Here is a 17,582-nt window from a genome sequence, read left to right on the forward strand (position 1 = left end):
ATTTTTTGTGTTTAAGCACGTGCCGACCTCATTTCTTCCTTTACTTAGCATTACATTCCAAGCAATGGGAATAAATAAGATAGCACAACACAAAAATACAGCGATGCAGTACTAGAGGGGCTCGCTAAAAGGGATTAAAAAGTCCGCGAAACGGAGTATGGATTTATTTTTGTAGCGATATTATTGGACGCCATACCTCAAATTACATATTGTTCGAAACAGCTATTCATCAACCTGTTTATTGCCAATCACGATGTCGCCGAGAATAGATCTTAGGTAACCTTCATAGGCGATATTAAGACCTTTTATAATAATTGGATCGTGTGCATCGACATTGCCCATTAGTTTTCTGTGGTCTTCACTATCTCCGACAATGGCCAATACACAGGTCGAGCCTCCTTTTGGGAAGAGTCCGACGCCCACCATTTCTTCGCCAAATTTTACAAACCAAGTTTCCTCCTTGTGATCGTCAGTTGTATTGGGAATTTGTATGGCCTGCTGCAGGTCCTCACATTGTATAAGTTCAAAGTTCATATGTTGTTTGCGATGTTGTTTAAGTAAGACCTTATTTCGCTGATATTGTTTTTTAACCGGCCCATTTTCAACAAATCTACCATTTTGAAATTAAATCTACTTGATTAGTAGACTTTATTGTTTTAATTGCTATATTTGTATTATCAACTTAACAATCAACCAGGAGCGAAGGCTGTCGCTATATGATATCGACTTAAAAGCTCCATCTGAATCATTATTTATTAAACATGATTACGACAATGAACACTAGCACTTCTATTCATTTATGCTTTTCCGCAAAGCATGTTATCGGTATCATCTTACAACACCGTCTTCATCGAATGCGAATGTGTAGCTAATCGCATTTACAGAAGCATTAGCTTCAATTTAAGATATAGAAACAAGTATTAATTGGCGTTGGCACTTGTAGTTATTTACTTTTAAGCTCCTTTTAGATGAAAAATAGAGTATGGATATACTCCGTGGCAATAGTCTTGTCACATTGCTTTATATTGCCCTTATTTTCCCAACAGTCAACTCCGCTTATCAATGCTACACTTCGTGGTATTGTCGTAGATTCCTTGTCTGGGGAACCCATAGAAGGTGTTTCCATTCAGTTAGCAGGCGTTACGCATAGCGTAAGGACAGATGGAACTGGGCACTTCCAATTTGTTACTGGTCAAAAATTACCGTTCACGTTGTTGTTGTCTTCAATAGGTTATCGATCCAAAAAGATTATCGCGAGCCAAGCTGAAATAACAATATCCTTGCAACCGACCTTGGAAAATTTGGAGGAGGTCGTTGTGGTTGGTTACGGGACGCAAAAAAGACGCGACCTGACCGGTTCAGTAGCAAAAATTGATGCCGCGGAAGTCAACAAGATTCCGGTAGCTAGTTTTGATGCACAGTTGCAAGGTAAATTGCCGGGCGTGCAGGTAACCACAAATTCGGGCGTGCCGGGCGAGAGTATATTTTTACGGGTCAGGGGAACAACCTCTATTAATTCCAGCAGTGATCCGTTGTACATCGTGGATGGTGTTTTTCTTAACAATACTTCGTTGCAAACGATCGGATTGGGTGGTAGGACGAGTTCGCCGCTTACCGACATCAACCCGGCGGATATAGAATCTATTGAGGTCTTAAAGGATGCTTCCGCAACGGCGATCTATGGATCTCGGGGTGCAAACGGCGTGATTATCATTACCACGAAAAAGGGGAGCTATGGCAGTAAAACGAAGATTGACGTTAATGTGCAAGGAGGATGGGCAGAGGCCAATCTATCATTGTTGCCACAACTGGCTTCCGGCTCGGAAACTGCAGCATTAGCAAATGAATGGTGGATCAACTCCGGACTTGATAACCCTTCGTTAAATCAAACATTCGCCAATAGGCCTTTTCGTCCAGTATCGGAAGGAGGAAAGGGAAACCCCGAAGATCAAGAGACCTACGATCGCTTAGGTTTCCTGCTAAGAAAAGGAAAACTTCAAGATTACAGCGTAGGTATTCAAGGTGGTGGCGAAAAATCAAGATATTACATCGGTGCCGGCTATACCGGACAAGAGGCTTTTATAAAGGTTATTGACTTTTCTCGTGCTAATGTTAAGTTTAACTTTGACCAACAACTGAGCAACCGCGTTAAGATAGGCTTGACCAACAATTTTTCGAGAACATATAGAAATCAAGCCCGTACGGGCGATGGTCCGCAAGTGAGTTTATTTAATTCTGCAGTATCTTCGGCGACGAATATTCCCATATTTACCGAAGATGGAGCAGTGAATGGAACCGATAACACCTACACGCTAGTAGATAATTACGATGTGAACACCACAAGCCTCCGTTATGTCGGTAGTGTATTTGCGGAAGTGGATATTTTGGATGGGCTTAAGTTTAGGTCTAATTTTAGTGCGGACTACAACCTGTATGATGAGTCGCAGTACTGGAATAGCAAGACCAGCATTGGCATTGCCAACGGTAATCAAGCGACCTCGGGCATCACCCGTAATAGCACCTGGATCAACGAACAGACTTTAACCTACCAAAAGAGGTTCGCTGAACATCAACTAACTGCCCTAATCGGCAATACCTTACAGAGCAATGTCTTGGACTATAGCTACCTCGAGGGGAATGGGTTTGCCAATGATTCCTACAAGCTAATCTCCTCCGCTGCGAATATCAAAGGAACAGAAAACTGGACAAAATATACCATTTCGTCTTTTTTTGGCCGGCTGGGCTACAGCTATGCTGACCGCTATTTCGCTGAGGCTACCGTTCGCGCAGATGGATCTTCGAAATTTGGGGCGAATAACCGATGGGGATATTTTCCCGCATTTTCACTGGGATGGAGATTGAGACAAGAACGCTTTTTAGCAGGGGCAAGCTGGCTGAATGACCTAAAGATTCGCGCATCCTACGGACTAACGGGAAACCAAGCAGGGATCAGTAACTTCGCGGCGCGAGGCTTATGGTCTGGCGATGTGAGTTATGCCGATATCCATGGCAGTTCTTTACCTGGAATAGGCCCCTACCAATTGGGCAATGATAACCTACGTTGGGAGAAAACTGCGCAAGCCGATTTAGGGCTTGATGCCTCGCTATTCAACAATCGTGTATCTCTTACGGTTGATTTGTATCATAAATACACCTCCGATTTGCTCTTGGAGCAACCCATTAAAGGATCATCAGGCTTCTCAAATTATTGGGCTAATGTCGGCGAGATCAGTAACCGGGGCTATGAAATCTTGTTACAAACTGCGAATATTAAGAATAAAAACTTCAGTTGGAATACCAGTATTAACGTTTCTGGAAATACCAACAGAATCGAGCACCTGCCTACGCAGATCACACAGTACACGCGCGACTGGGTGATTTTGAAAGAAGGCTACTCGCTAAATTCCTTTTGGCTATATGAACAGCTGTATGTGGATCCTGCAAACGGAAATGCGGTATTCGAAGGACAGCTGGATGACGGTTCGTTACCTACTTCAGCAAGAAAAATTTTCAGAAATGCCTACCCGAAATTCTATGGTGGCATTGGTAACACGTTTTCTTACCGACAATTCGACTTAGCGGTAGATTTTAGTTTTCAGTATGGGAACTATTCCCTTAACCTATATCGGTATTTCCGTGAGCGCAACCCAAGTAGCGGAGGTGTTTTTACTAACGTGTTGAATCGGTGGCAGGAAGTAGGGGATGAAACCGATGTGCCGAGACTCACCTCGGTTGGACTAAATTACACGATTGATGCCAATAGCCGGTACCTCGAAGATGCATCCTTCTTGAAATTAAGACAACTATCTTTTGGTTATCGCTTGCCGAAGGAACTAGTGCAAAAGGCTAGACTGACAAACGCGCGTATCTACTTTGTGGGCTCCAATCTATTTTTATGGAGTAAGTACACTGGTGATCCGGAGTCCAATGTCACCAGTAATCCAAATGCGCAGGGGATTGGCTCTTTTGGTACCCCGCCCCAACCAAAAACGTTTCAATTGGGGTTAAATGTAACCTTGTAGAACAACAGAACGATAAATCTAATTGCATAGCAAATGAAAAATATTTCTTTTCTTTTATTCACGCTACTGATCCTATTTCTTGCTGGTTGCTCTTCCTTTTTGGAAGTAGAGCCTCAGGATTCCGTTTCTGATAAAGTAACCATTGTAGACGAAAACTCGGCCGAAACCGCGGTACGCGGTATATACAGCGCACTGCGCTCCAATGATTATTATGGATATAGTTTTCAGCTACTGGGTTTCTTCTCTGCCGATAATATTGTGTATCGCGGCAGTCAAACGGTACATCAGACGCTGACCAACCATACGGTAAAATCGGATCTAGCGGTGTTAGCGACAGCTTGGAACCAAATTTACAATACCATTAACCGTGCAAACCATGTTATCGCCAAAGTACCGAGCTTATCGTTAACCACTTCCTTCACCGAAGCCTACCGAAACCAATTGATAGGCGAAGCGCATTTTGTACGTGCCTTGGCTTACTTTGATTTAGCTAGAACCTGGGGTGGCGTACAGCTGATCTTAGAGCCTACCAACTCGGCAAGCACGCTAGCGGATGTAAAACGAAGTTCGCTACAAGAAACCTATGATCAGGTACTGCAGGATCTGCTGAAGGCGGAGGAACTCCTTCCAGAAACAACAAATAGGATACGCGCAACGCGCGCTACCGCAAGGGCGCTATTGGCACGTTACTACCTCTATCAAAAAAACTGGGACGAAGCCGCAAAATACGCGTCCTACATTATCAGCGATCAAGCAAATTACGAACTGGTTAAGCCTTACCGTTCATTTTACGCAAATAATGCGTCTAATACCAAGGAGTCAGTATTTGAATTGTTTTATGATGTGAACAATCCTAGCGGGCAAGCCGGACAGTGGCTCGCAAGTGTCAACGGAGGAACCGCATGGATTCGTCCTTCTTCCGCTATCTACACCTTGTTGACAGATCCGCTGATCGGTGGCGATCGGTCAGTCCTGGTTTACCAAACATCGACCGCTACCGAGCCCAATGTGCTCATTGGCAACCTCTACTATAGAATCGATCGGACGGATCCAACTTTTTTAATCCGCACGGCGGAATTGTATCTGATACGGGCGGAAGCGCTGGCACAGCGAAATAATGGGAATGATCTTGCAAATGCCTTGGTCGATTTGAATGCTGTACGCAGTAGATCTAATGTGCCCTTAATTGTAGCCACACCTACGCAAAGCGAACTGATAACGGCTATTGAGCAAGAAAATAGAGTCGAATTCGCGTTAGAGAATCATCGGTGGTATGATCTGCTGCGGACACAGCGGGCACAAGCTGTACTTGCTATCAACTCTACTGACCGCCTGCTGCTGCCCATTCCTTTTTCACAGCTCGCTATTGATCCCAATCTTGAACAAAATCCAGGATTAGATTAACAGCATTAAATTTTTACTAATCACATCGTTATTATTCAACCTGCAATGAGTCAATTACACAATTCCAAAATATCAAAAAATGCCCTACTTATACAGTTTGGCCTATTGTTCTTTTTGATTTTAACTATTCCTTACGATACACAACTATTTCAATCCTTATCCAATGGTCCATTTTTCGCATTTGAAAACTGGTTCCAACTCGCTACCTACAGAACTTCCTTTATTCCAGAAAGTAGCCATGTCGGATCCGATGTTCGCGGCTACTATAACTGGCTTATTGCTTTCTTGGCGGCTACCTTGATTTTAACCGGACTTCGTAAGTTCTTTGCCACACGTTGGCATACGAATACCGATGAACTCTATTATTGGCTACGGGTACTCTTGCGCTATCGCTTGGCCTTGGCTGTTATATTTATCGGCATTGTAAAAGTGCTGCCTCTACAGATCCCTGAACCAACGATAGGCGACTTGCATACAGAGTATGGTGACTTCCTGCTTTGGAAACTCTATTACCTGACCAACGGAATTGCTACGGCAGGTTATCTACCTGTCATTGGCTCGCTGGAGATCTTGGGTGGATTGTTGCTGCTCAATCGTCGTACCGCGGTAATTGGCGCTGGACTTTTGCTTGCTGTGCTCTTGAATGTTGTATTGGTGAATTACGTGTATGATATCGGTGAACAGGTTTATAGTTCATTACTGTTTCTGATGGCTTTGGTTATTTTTGCCTACGATTGGCCCCGATTTTATGGCTTGCTCATCAGGAAAACACAAGTTTATCCAGATGGATATTGGCCTAGATTTACGCGACCTGTAGCCTTTATTCGCCCTTATCTGCAGGCACTCGTTCTACTTATCGCTGCTGTATTTAGTGTGCAGGCTTACTTGGAATGGAAAGATTCAAATTACCCGTTTCCAAAGGAAAACGGCATCGCTGGAATTAGTGGGGTTTATAATGTCAAGGACTTTGTTTGGAAAGGAGATACACTCGCTTATTCCTTAGTTGACACCATACGCTGGAGAGATGTGGTATTTGAGAAGTGGAATACCGTTAGCATCCGCGACAATCGACCTGCGGCGATAGATAGTACGAAAGCACGCATCACTTTCTCAACAGGTAGAAATTATGAATACATCGGCAATGCTGGACGACACTTTTTTACATACAAGCATTCGAAAAACAAAAAGGATTCCACTATTAGCTTGCGGTTGGTGGGAAAGATAGACAGTGCCAAGACGTTCCGACTTTCCTTGAACAAACTTGGATCCGACACCTTGCTGTTGCGTGGCGCCACACAAGCTGGCGATTCCCTTTTCGTCCGGCTGGAGCGGATAGATAAAAAATATCTTCTAAAAGAAGGTCGGAGAAAACCAATTCGTATTTATTAATGACTAAATATCCTCATTCGCTATGAAAACTACATATACAATAGCCACAACAACTGTTGAGGATGATAACAACATCACTTGGAAATATTGGGAAAAAGTAGGATTTAGATTTGTCTTTATTTTCTTTACCCTGATGGTCGTCCCCTTGGACGGCGAATGGTACGCGAAGTTTTTTGCGCCGGAGTCTCTTTATGATTTTTTGGCCACGGTGGCTGGTGGTGCGCGGGCTGGCGGATGGATTAGTATCGATTCGGAAAGTGGACGATGGGGATTTGCATCCTACGCCTCTTGGTGGCTTACGGGCTTACTGGCTCTATTGGGCGCTGCCATATGGACCATATTGGCAAGAAATAGCAAGCACGCAAACTATGAGCAACTCTATTATTGGCTGCGCGTGCTCGTTCGCTACCGCATTGCCTTCGGGCTCATTGCCTTTGGCTTTATCAAGTTCTTTCCCATGCAGATGCCTTTTCCCTCTTTGGCTAATTTAAATACGGACTTCGGGGAATATGCGCCCTTTAAGCTCTATTGGCAAATTGTTGGCGTATCATACAAGTATGAAATATTTTTGGGCTTTTTGGAGATTGCCGCAGGAGCGCTTTTATTCTTCCGCCCGACCACAGCTATTGGTGCAATAATCAATGCGGGTGTTCTGTTTAATATTGGTCATGCCAATATTGCCTACGATGGTGCGGTACATGTGTACAGTTCTTACTTTGTACTCCTGTCTCTTTTCCTGTTGTTACAGTACCTGCCAGCTATTTGGACGTTGTTCATCAAACGTGAAGCGGTAACTGCCACATATTATGTTCCGCAGTTTAAATACCCGTGGTTGCGCGCAGGTTACTTCGGGTTGAAAGCTGTTATTATCGTGCTCTTCGTATTTGTATATGGCTATTTTAGGTATGACCGATTTTATAATGAAGGACGTCTGAAGGAGCCCGTAATTCCAGGATTAGCAAATGCAGCGGGCCGCTATCAGGTGTCGAGCTTTGTACGCAATGGCGAAACACTTCCATATTCGCCGAACGATTCGTCCAGATGGCACGAAGCTTATTTCGAAAGGTATTCCACCTTGGCCTACAAAGTAAATAAGCCACATGCCATCAATTTGGGCAATGGCACACCAGCACTAAACGACGTGTTGAAAACCTATGAATTTACTGGAAGAGCCGGAGGAAAGAGCTACCTCTACTATGAAATAGATTCTACGACAAACAGCCTTTACCTGCTAGACAAGAATCAAGAGTTCAGTAAAGAAGAGCGAAAACTGTTAGACAAAAAATTGGATGTGGGATTAAAAGCACTTTACGGAACAGCCGTTGGCGATGGATTAAAGATATTGAAGTGGATCTATGAGCGTCCGCATGCGGAACGTATCGTGCTTAGCGGATTGGACGCACAAAATAATACGTTGCTGATCACATTAGATCGGACGGCAGACAAGTACCTGACGGGTGAGGAATGGTACATGAAGAATAATATCTATGACTATCAAACGATATCTGAAAAATCAAGCAATGAATAGAAGAATATTTATACATCGTTCCTTTTTTGCACTAGCACTTACGACGGGTGTAAAGGGGATTTCCTGCTCCGGAGGGCGAGAAAAAAAAGGATCGGAATACCTGATCAAACAATTCGAAGACACTGGACTGGCACAGTTTTCCTACGCTGTAGAGGCAGAAAATAAAATTGTTTTGATTGATCCGGCACGTGATCCGCAACCTTACTACGCCTACGCTTCAGCACGCGGTGCTCGCATTATAGGTGTAGTAGAAACCCATCCGCACGCCGATTTTGTGAGTGGTCACCTACAGATACATCGAGAAAAGAATGTACCTATATACGTAAGTGCGTTGGCAAAGGTTAGCTACCCAAGTGAGCGTTTTGACGATGGAGATACTATCAAGATCAGTAACGATGTTGTTCTCCGCGCATTAAATACACCGGGACACTCTCCGGATAGCATCTCTATTGTGTTGCAGGTAGCGGGCAAAGACATCGCGGTATTTTCTGGTGATGCACTGTTGCTTGGCGGCGTAGGCCGACCGGACTTACGGGAGTATTCAGGTGAGGCCATTGCGCAGCGTTATCACCTCGCGCGACAGATGTACCATAGTCTGTTTACGAAATATAGCTTGCTGGATGACGACGTAATCGTTTATCCAGCACACGGTGCGGGTACGTTGTGCGCAACAGCCCTAAGCGACGCGAAGCAGAGCACGATTGGTCACGAGAAGCAACATAACACGGCTTTTCAAAAACGTGCTGAGGATGATTTCGTTAGGCTGCTCTTGGCCGAACAGCCTATTGTGCCGGCCTACTTTCCCTTCGATGTGGAGATCAATAAAAAAGGAGCCACGGATTTATCGCCTGCACTCGACTCAATTCCAACAGTTACAACGAGGGAAATTGATCTGGCCAAAAGCCTCGTTATTGATACTCGTCCATCTAAACAGTATCATGGCAGTCATTTAAAAGGATCTATAAACATACCGGAACGGGCTAAATCAGAAACTTGGGTTGGTACGCTGGTCGAGCCCGAGCGTGGCTTTTTTGTAGTAGTCGATAAGGAATCCGAGGCAAGAGATCGCTTGGCTAAGTTGGCAAAGATTGGTTATGAGGGATTTGTGCAGGGCGTAATGATTTACCAAGAAGGCGATGGTCTGGCTTCGACAGCATTTAACAAAGAGAATTTTGACAGAAACCAGCAAGACTATCACATCTTAGACGTACGTAACGCCAGCGAAGTAGAATCTAATCCCGTTTTCAAGCAAGCAAAACATATTGCACTTGCCGATTTAACGCAGGCATTGGATCGCATTCCTACGGATAAACCAATCGCCGTACACTGTGCATCGGGTTATCGTTCGGCCATCGCATCCAGTATCATCAAGAAATATAGACCTGAGGTAGAGGTAATTGACATAGGCGAGGAAATTAAAGGCTACAGTGCTTCAAATAAGAAAGCGAACGATATAAATTAAGTAATAATCATATGAAAATTGGATTTTTATGCAGCATGGCTGCTATGATAGTGTGGAGCCTGTCCGCATGCCAACCGACATCGTCAGCAAAAGATGCGGTTAGAAATAGGGATGTACAGATATCGATAGATGATAGCAAACGCTTTAAACAAGAGTTGGAACGTTTGAACGACAGCAGCAAGGTGCAAGTACACATTTCGGACAGTGCGCGTATCATCTATGCCACAGCAGATGACGTGTTAAGCGTAAAAAATGGAATTGTTCTTTTCGGATGGCCGCGTTGCCCTTGGTTTAGAAATGCCATTGAACCTTTGTTATCCTTTGCCGAAGAGGAGCAGGCGGCCATCTATTACGTCAATATCTACGCAATTCGTGATACGAAAGAGTTGCAAGATGGCCATGTTGTCACGACGAAAGAAGGCAGCGCCGGCTATCAGGCACTGTTAAGTAAGTTTCATGCGAGCTTAAATCCTTACACCGCATTGGGTGTCGATTCCATTAAACGCATATCTTCTCCAACGGTACTGTTCATCGAAAATGGCGAAGCGGTATACAAGGTAGTGTCGACGGTGCGCTCACAAACAGATCCATCCCAAAAATTGGATAGTGCACAACGGGACGAGCTCAAGCAACGGTATAGAAAATATTTTTTAAACGATAAGTAACACAAGTAATTCCCCGAGAGGTAGATCAATTTCACTTTATTAAATGGTATACAACATGAAAAAACTATGTAAATTAGCTTTCTTAGCATTAGCACTGACAACAACTTTCGCTGCTTGCGGTCCTAACGGTAAAGATAAAAAGCAGACTGACAAGACGGTCAGCGATAGCACAGCTACGGATGATGACGCGCAGCCAAACACAGGTTGTGATTAACTTTGCTTAAGGACACAATTATATCTTAAGCAGCAAACGAACAAAGATGGATAAATATGACGCTATTATCATAGGGGCTGGACCAAATGGCCTAGCGGCTGCGATAACGTTACAAAAACAAGGTTTATCAACACTATTGCTAGAGGGCAGTTACAGTGTTGGTGGAGGCATGCGCACCAAAGAGCTTACCTTGCCGGGCTTTAAACACGACATCTGTTCGGCTATACATCCCATGGCCATTGCTTCGCCTTTCTTTCGGACACTGCCGCTTGCAGAACACGGCTTGCACTTTGTAAAGCCGCATTATGCTGCTGCACACCCGCTTGACCATGGTTCCGCCGCAATGCTTTACAACAGTGTTGCCGAAACCGCCGATGGGCTGGGGCACGACGCTAAGGCATACCGTGATTTAGTTGCGCAAGTTGCGGATGGATGGGAGAGCTTATCTTCGACAATTATGGGGCCTTTGCGGTATCCCGCAAATCCTCTTCAATTGGCTTCGTTCGGTATTAAGGCCTTACAGCCCGCTAGCTGGACTGCTGGACGATTTCGTACGGAACAAGGAAAAGCGCTATGGGCAGGATTGGCCGCGCATGGCATACAGCCCTTGAGCAACTGGACAACCTCAGCCATAGCCTTGGTACTCGCGGCAGTAGGTAATAAACACGGTTGGCCTGTTCCCGTTGGCGGATCACAATCTATAGCCGACGCGCTAGCAAGCTATTACCAATCGTTGGGCGGAAAGATTCAATTGAACCACTGGCTGCGCGACCGAGGCGAACTGCCTGATCATAAAGTGCTGATACTCGACATGACACCGGCACAGCTGTTAAAGATTGAAGGGCTTGGGTTTGCCGATCGTTACAGCAAACAATTGCAGAAGTACCGCTATGGGATGGGCGTATTTAAACTGGATTGGGCTTTGTCGGCAAAGACGCCCTTTACAGACAAGCGATGCCAAGAAGCGGCAACCGTACACCTAGGAAATACTTTTGCGGAAATTGCGGCAGCCGAACGCGCCGCCCATGGAGGACAGCGGGTAGAAAAGCCTTTCGTGCTCTTCACGCAGCCAAGCGCTTTTGACGATACGCGGGCACCAGCGGGTCAACATACCGCTTGGGCATATTGTCACGTGCCTAATGGTTCAACTGAAGATTACACCGAAGCGATAGAGCAACAGGTAGAGCGTTTTGCGCCAGGTTTTCGTGACACGATCCTCGCTAGGCACAAGTTTTCGGCTGTAGAAATGGAGGGTTACAACCCCAATTATGTCGGAGGTGACATCAACGGTGGTATTATGGATATTTTTCAACTTTATACACGACCTACGCTGTCCCTTACGCCATATCGTACATCGAACAGGGAGGTCTATATTTGCTCCTCGTCGACACCACCTGGAGGTGGCGTGCACGGCATGTCGGGATATCATGCTGCAAAGACGGCATTGCTAGATCATTTTAATACGCGTATTGCATAAATTGCTGATTACTTTTCCGCGATATTGGTGGATCGTTAGTTTTGAACTGATAAATTAAAAAGTGATGGATGAAATCATCAGACTTTGCTGCTCGTATAGCGTTGATTGTTGTTGAAGTAACTAATTTAAAAGTTCGTTTAAAGCTCCTTTTGGGCTATTTAACAAAAATTAACAACAAGTTTGTTACAATTCGTGAACTAAAATTTGATCTCGGACGTTTTATAAGTGTTAATAATTAATGGTTTTATTAAATATAAAATGTCATGAAAAAATTAATCGCCTTCAACCTCGTACTTGCAGTAGGTGCAGGATTGCTAGCCACTGCTGGTAACGTAAATCAGTTTGGTTCAAATTATGCTGAATTAAAGGATTCGGCTTCTGTTGCAAACAATGCTGACTCAGCATTATTTGTAAATAAGGTAGATTCTATGTTAGCAGATAGTGTAGACTCGGCGGCTTATGCCTTTACTACTGACTCTGTATTTGCAGATCGTGTAGACTCGGCAGCGTATGCCTTTACTACTGACTCTGTTTTTGCAGATAGTGCAGACTCGGCGGCTTACGCCTTTACTACCGACTCTTTGTTAGCAGATAGTGTAGACTCGGCAGCGTATGCCTTTACTACCGACTCTGTATTCGCAGATAGTGTAGACTCGGCGGCTTACGCCTTTTCTACAGACTCTGTATTCGCAGATAGTGTAGACTCGGCGGCTTATGCCTTTACGACCGACTCTGTGTTTGCAGATAGTATAGACTCAACGGCCTATGCCTTTACAACAGACTCCACTTTAGTAGGTAGTGCAGACTCTGCAGTTGTTGCATATATCCCAGCAGAGGAATCTTATGTGAACGAAGTAGCGCCTATTCCGTCAACATCTTTTGTAACTAGACAGCTAGTTAGCTACAGAAGTGTTGGGATTAAAGACACGGAAATCGCCTAGGTTTAGCAAATGAAGATCAATAGCTTGATCAAAATGTATACAGGGAGAGCCGATCGCATTGAACGATCGGCTCTCTCTTTTTTGCTTTTTTTGCTGTTTAAAGCTAGGCGATAGCGGCAGGTAGATGAGTGTTGAAGAAATTGTTTGAAGACAAAAAACAGTTGTTAATTACAACCTCAGGTTGTAGGATGTGAAAGGTAGAATGCAGACCTTTGTAACGTCTCGTAAGCAGTGTTTTGGTTGACTAAACTTTACGATGATCGCGGTTCTGTTTCGTGGGGCAGAGCCGCTTTTTTATTATTTCAATCGCCAACACCGGCGAGCTGGATGGTATCTTTTGCAAGCCGCCAAGTCTTTCTATTTCCCAAAGGCCCAGTCGTAGATTTTGTTTAGTTCGAAAAACTCTTGATCCGGTACAGGATAGCCTTCTGCAAAATGACCCAACATGAGCTTCTCGCCTTTTTTATTTTCAATGAGCGCCAACGTGCAATCTTCATTTCCGTTGTGAAAAAGGCCGACACCAACGATCTTATCCTGATGCTTGACCAAGTAGTAAGAAGCACTATATAGGCCTTGTATTGTTTTTGTTGTCAATATCGGCTCACCGGTTTTCCTTAAATCTTTCCGCTCCATCAAACTCTTTATTATTGTTTTTACAACAATTATACCCATTCTGTATCGTTTGGTAATTTTATTGGATTTCGCCATCTGCTGTGCTCTAGAGGAGGCATGTTATCTCCTTGGAGTAACAGTTTCGCCAGAAATGGTTAGCAGATAAATTTTCACGTTAATAGTGAAACTAAGGTGGTATTTAAGTAGCTTTAAAACGGAACGCACTATCAATTTTTATCGGTAAAGGATGACTTTTTACGAGAAGCCGCTAATTTATCCATTAGGAGATGCTGCCTTGGTGGTTTCTTTCGGAACAACAGTGGACGAACGGCATAACATGTTGGTTCGCAGCTTAGATTTAGTATTGACGCAATCTGATATGTTTGGTATCAGGGAGTGCGTTCCCGCATACAGTACATTGACTGTTTACTACGATCCGCTATCCTTGTCTTATGATACGGTTTATCAATTTCTGTATCAGCTTGTCGGCAAGCTAGAGATAGAAGAAAGGAAGGTCAAGGAAGAGAAAGTAATACCCGTTTGGTACAACGGCCCAGATCTGACGGACGTCTCGCAGCATACCGGACTTACTATCGAGGAAATTATCGCGATACATACGGCGAAATGCTACCGTGTTTACATGTTGGGCTTTGTGCCTGGATTTCCCTATTTGGGTGGAATGGACAAACGATTGGCGACGCCTAGAAAAGCTATACCACGTGTGAAGATACCCGCTGGATCGGTGGGCATCGCAGGCGAACAAACGGGAATCTATCCATTGGACACGCCGGGTGGTTGGCAAATTATTGGCCAGACACCAATGGTAATGTTTGATATGCGCTTACAAGATCACCCGGCACGTGTTGCTGCGGGTGATTTACTGCGCTTTGTGTCTATTGAGGAAGGTGAATTTTGGGATCTTAAAAGAGGCGAAGATGGGCATTAAAGTAATACAGGCAGGCCTTTTGACGACTGTACAAGATTTGGGTAGGTTTGGCCTTCAGCGGTATGGCATGGTGGTTAGTGGGGCAATGGACGGTTTGGCCTTACGTTTGGGAAACATGCTGCTGGGTAATGATGAAAACGAAGCCGCTTTGGAATGTACCATGGTTGGTCCGCGCCTGTTGTTTGAAGAACGACGACGGATAGTCTTGACTGGGGGAGACCTCTCTGCCGCACTGGACGGCGTGGCCGTTCCGATGTGGAAACCAATATCTGTGCATGCGGGAAGCATACTTTCCTTTGGCAAGGCCGTGCATGGCTGCCGCTGTTATATTTGCTTTGACAGGGGGCTTGCCATAGAGACTTTGATGGGAAGTAAGTCCACCTATCTGCGCGCCAAGATTGGCGGATGGAAGGGTAGGGCATTGCAGAAAGGTGACCGTATTCCTTTTCAGTATGTAGATGAAAAAGAGTCGACAGACCTTCGATGGCGATTAGGGCATATTGGCTACCCCGATCTTTCCCAGCGTAGCATCCGTGTGATAGAAGGTCCCCATTATGCACAATTCGATCAGAGGAGTCGGGAAGATTTCCTGAACATATCATTTTTGATTAGCAACGAATCGGATCGTATGGGGTATCGCTTGGCATCAGCAGCTCTGCGATTAACACTACCCATCGAATTGTTATCTTCAGCGGTAACGTTTGGGACAATACAGGTTCCGCCTCAAGGTCAGCCAATCGTGTTGATGGCAGACCATCCGACGACGGGAGGGTATCCGATTATCGGTCAAGTAATCGAAGCCGACTTGCCGTTGCTTGCACAATTACAACCGCAAGATAGTATTCGTTTTGAACGGGTTACGGTGGCAGATGCTCAACAAATTGTAAAGGATCGTCATCAGCAGATACAAGAATTAAAAATATCTATAGCCTTAAAATATGAAAAATAAACGCCGCATTGATTTAAACTGTGATATTGGTGAAAGCTTCGGACCGTGGGTGATGGGTAATGATGAAGCTATTCTTCCTTATGTTTCTTCTGTAAACATAGCTTGTGGATTTCATGCGGGTGATCCGACCACCATTATGCAGACATTGGCACTAGTAGCTTCCTATGATTTACGTATTGGGGCACATCCCGGATTTTATGATCGACAGGGATTCGGGAGACGGGAGATACAGATGAGCCCCAAAGAGGTGTATGATTTAATGGTCTATCAAATTGGGGCATTGATGGGCTGTGTAACCGCACGCGGACTTTCCTTGCATCATGTGAAACCGCATGGAGCACTTTATAATATGGCGGCCAAGGATGCTTTATTGGCCGATGCAATAGCAACGGCTGTTTACGATGTGAATCCTTCCTTAGCGCTGTATGGGTTATCGGGAAGCGAACTTACGCGGGCAGGTCTCGGAAAAGGGCTACATGTGTATCATGAAGTTTTTGCCGATCGTACCTATAAGCAGGACGGCACCCTGATGCCGCGTAGTGATAGCAGTGCATTGATTAGCGATGACCAACAGGCTATTGAACAAGTGCTGCGCATAGTGGAAAGGGGACACGTGCTGAGCGTCGATGGGAGTAGTGTGGCTATCGAGGCGGATACCATTTGTCTTCACGGCGATAACAGCAAGGCCGTGGTTTTTGCTAAGCGTATTGTCGACGTATTGCATGATCATAATATTGAAATAGGATGAAGAATAAGCGGACCTCTGTATTAATAGGCGCGGCTTTGTTGATGGCTACCTCAGCCGTAGGCCCCGGTTTTCTAACACAAACAACGGTCTTTACAAAGTCGTTGGGCGCGAGCTTTGGTTTCGTAATCTTGATATCAATTTTAATTGACATCGGGGTTCAATTGAATATTTGGCGCGTCATCGCCGTCTCTAAAAAAAGGGCACAGGATATTGCCAATATGTTATTGCCCGGATTGGGAGGTTTTATTTCATTGCTGATCGTGCTCGGTGGTTTGGCCTTTAATATAGGCAACGTAGGCGGAGCTGGTCTAGGCCTAGAAGCACTGTTTGGTATGGATGTTACCTATGGAGCAGTTTTAGCGTCGATTATGGCTATCGCGGTGTTTGCCAACAGACAGGCCGGTAAAGCCATGGATTTGTTTACACAAATCATGGGATTCATCATGATTCTCGTTATCATTTATGTGGGGATTGTTGCTCATCCTCCGGTAGGTGAGGCAGCTTTGCGTACGGTAATGCCGCTGCAGATTGATTTTGTAGCAATCATTACGTTGGTAGGCGGTACAGTAGGAGGTTACATTACGTTTGCTGGCGGACACCGACTGATTGATGCTGGCATCACTGGCAGAACGGCGCTACCCCAAGTAGACCGAAGTGCAGTGATGGGGGTATCGGTAGCTTCATTTATACGCATTTTACTTTTTCTTGCATCCTTGGGAGTTATCAGTCAGGGCTTATTGATCGATGATGGAAATCCCACGGCGTCGGTATTTAAATTAGCTGCTGGCAACATGGGCTATCGCTTATTTGGCTTGGTGATGTTTGCGGCTGCGGTTACCTCGGTGATTGGATCTGCTTATACGTCCATTTCATTTATTAAGTCGTTTAGCCCTAAGATTGAAAAAAATGAAAACTTGCTAATTATACTGTTTATCGCTATTTCTACGATGATATTCGTGACGATTGGCAAACCGGTAGACTTGTTAATTATTGCAGGAGCTGTAAACGGTGTAATCCTGCCTATAGCGCTTAGCACCATGCTTATTGCTGCATACAAACCAACTATTGTGGGTGATTATAAGCAGCCCATGCTCTTTACCATCATCGGCGCTATTATTGTTATTGTGATGACTTGTATGAGTGTACAGGTATTTCTTAGATTATGGTAATGGATGAACTTGGTCAACGTATTAGATATTTGCTAAATCATCTTTTTCAGGGATTT

The 17,582-nt window shown here is 44.7% G+C and carries 16 protein-coding genes; 14 read left to right on the forward strand and 2 right to left on the reverse strand.

The window, feature by feature from the left end:
* Positions 1 to 222 precede the first annotated feature (222 nt).
* Entirely contained in the window at positions 223 to 534 is a 312-nt protein-coding gene (locus tag SCB77_RS22160; protein WP_320184191.1) for a hypothetical protein, read from the reverse strand.
* Positions 535 to 968: 434 nt separating this feature from the next.
* Between SCB77_RS22160 and SCB77_RS22165 the strand changes: the two genes are divergently transcribed.
* The 10 genes from SCB77_RS22165 to SCB77_RS22210 all read left to right on the forward strand — a co-directional run bounded on the left by SCB77_RS22165 (position 969) and on the right by SCB77_RS22210 (position 13,102).
* Complete coding sequence (locus SCB77_RS22165; protein ID WP_320184192.1) at positions 969 to 4,022, forward strand: SusC/RagA family TonB-linked outer membrane protein; 3,054 nt, start codon at positions 969 to 971, stop codon at positions 4,020 to 4,022.
* A gap of 33 nt (positions 4,023 to 4,055) precedes the next feature.
* A complete protein-coding gene (locus SCB77_RS22170) occupies positions 4,056 to 5,426 on the forward strand; it encodes a RagB/SusD family nutrient uptake outer membrane protein (RefSeq protein WP_320184193.1) in 1,371 nt (456 codons plus the stop codon).
* Positions 5,427 to 5,471: 45 nt separating this feature from the next.
* Positions 5,472 to 6,815 carry a beta-carotene 15,15'-monooxygenase gene (locus SCB77_RS22175; protein WP_320184194.1) on the forward strand — a complete coding sequence of 448 codons (1,344 nt, stop codon included), beginning with the start codon at positions 5,472 to 5,474 and terminating at the stop codon, positions 6,813 to 6,815.
* 22 nt (positions 6,816 to 6,837) lie between these two features.
* Positions 6,838 to 8,343 (forward strand): hypothetical protein, encoded by a 1,506-nt coding sequence (locus SCB77_RS22180; protein ID WP_320184195.1) that lies wholly within the window; start codon positions 6,838 to 6,840, stop codon positions 8,341 to 8,343.
* Positions 8,336 to 9,805 (forward strand): MBL fold metallo-hydrolase, encoded by a 1,470-nt coding sequence (locus SCB77_RS22185; RefSeq protein WP_320184196.1) that lies wholly within the window; start codon positions 8,336 to 8,338, stop codon positions 9,803 to 9,805. The genes SCB77_RS22180 and SCB77_RS22185 overlap by 8 nt, the downstream gene beginning before the upstream one ends.
* An 11-nt stretch (positions 9,806 to 9,816) precedes the next feature.
* A complete protein-coding gene (locus SCB77_RS22190) occupies positions 9,817 to 10,470 on the forward strand; it encodes a hypothetical protein (protein WP_320184197.1) in 654 nt (217 codons plus the stop codon).
* A 55-nt stretch (positions 10,471 to 10,525) separates the two neighbouring features.
* Positions 10,526 to 10,684: a hypothetical protein gene (locus SCB77_RS22195; RefSeq protein WP_320184198.1), complete on the forward strand. Its 159-nt coding sequence runs from the start codon at positions 10,526 to 10,528 to the stop codon at positions 10,682 to 10,684.
* Positions 10,685 to 10,730: 46 nt separating this feature from the next.
* Entirely contained in the window at positions 10,731 to 12,161 is a 1,431-nt protein-coding gene (locus tag SCB77_RS22200) for a phytoene desaturase family protein (RefSeq protein WP_320184199.1), read from the forward strand.
* A 68-nt stretch (positions 12,162 to 12,229) separates the two neighbouring features.
* Positions 12,230 to 12,400, forward strand: coding sequence for a hypothetical protein (locus SCB77_RS22205; protein ID WP_320184200.1), 171 nt, complete (start codon positions 12,230 to 12,232; stop codon positions 12,398 to 12,400).
* 24 nt (positions 12,401 to 12,424) lie between these two features.
* Positions 12,425 to 13,102, forward strand: coding sequence for a hypothetical protein (locus SCB77_RS22210; RefSeq protein ID WP_320184201.1), 678 nt, complete (start codon positions 12,425 to 12,427; stop codon positions 13,100 to 13,102).
* Between the two features lie 357 nt (positions 13,103 to 13,459).
* Here the strand turns inward: SCB77_RS22210 and SCB77_RS22215 are convergent, their stop codons facing one another.
* Positions 13,460 to 13,735, reverse strand: a complete 276-nt coding sequence (locus SCB77_RS22215) for a hypothetical protein (RefSeq protein WP_320184202.1) — start codon at positions 13,733 to 13,735, stop codon at positions 13,460 to 13,462.
* A gap of 226 nt (positions 13,736 to 13,961) precedes the next feature.
* Here SCB77_RS22215 and pxpB point away from each other — a divergent pair, with 226 nt between their 5' ends.
* The 4 genes from pxpB to SCB77_RS22235 are packed head-to-tail and all read left to right on the forward strand — an operon-like array spanning position 13,962 to position 17,526.
* Positions 13,962 to 14,660, forward strand: a complete 699-nt coding sequence (gene pxpB / locus SCB77_RS22220) for a 5-oxoprolinase subunit PxpB (protein WP_320184203.1) — start codon at positions 13,962 to 13,964, stop codon at positions 14,658 to 14,660.
* Positions 14,650 to 15,609 carry a 5-oxoprolinase subunit C family protein gene (locus tag SCB77_RS22225; RefSeq protein ID WP_320184204.1) on the forward strand — a complete coding sequence of 320 codons (960 nt, stop codon included), beginning with the start codon at positions 14,650 to 14,652 and terminating at the stop codon, positions 15,607 to 15,609. The genes pxpB and SCB77_RS22225 overlap by 11 nt, the downstream gene beginning before the upstream one ends.
* A complete protein-coding gene (locus tag SCB77_RS22230) occupies positions 15,599 to 16,357 on the forward strand; it encodes a LamB/YcsF family protein (RefSeq protein ID WP_320184205.1) in 759 nt (252 codons plus the stop codon). Before SCB77_RS22225 ends, SCB77_RS22230 begins: the two co-directional genes overlap by 11 nt.
* The gene (locus tag SCB77_RS22235) at positions 16,354 to 17,526 is read left to right on the forward strand and encodes an NRAMP family divalent metal transporter (RefSeq protein ID WP_320184206.1); all 1,173 of its coding nucleotides are present in this window, start codon (positions 16,354 to 16,356) and stop codon (positions 17,524 to 17,526) included. Before SCB77_RS22230 ends, SCB77_RS22235 begins: the two co-directional genes overlap by 4 nt.
* Positions 17,527 to 17,582: the final 56 nt, after the last annotated feature.

This window comes from Sphingobacterium bambusae, assembly GCF_033955345.1.
GTDB lineage: Bacteria > Bacteroidota > Bacteroidia > Sphingobacteriales > Sphingobacteriaceae > Sphingobacterium > Sphingobacterium bambusae.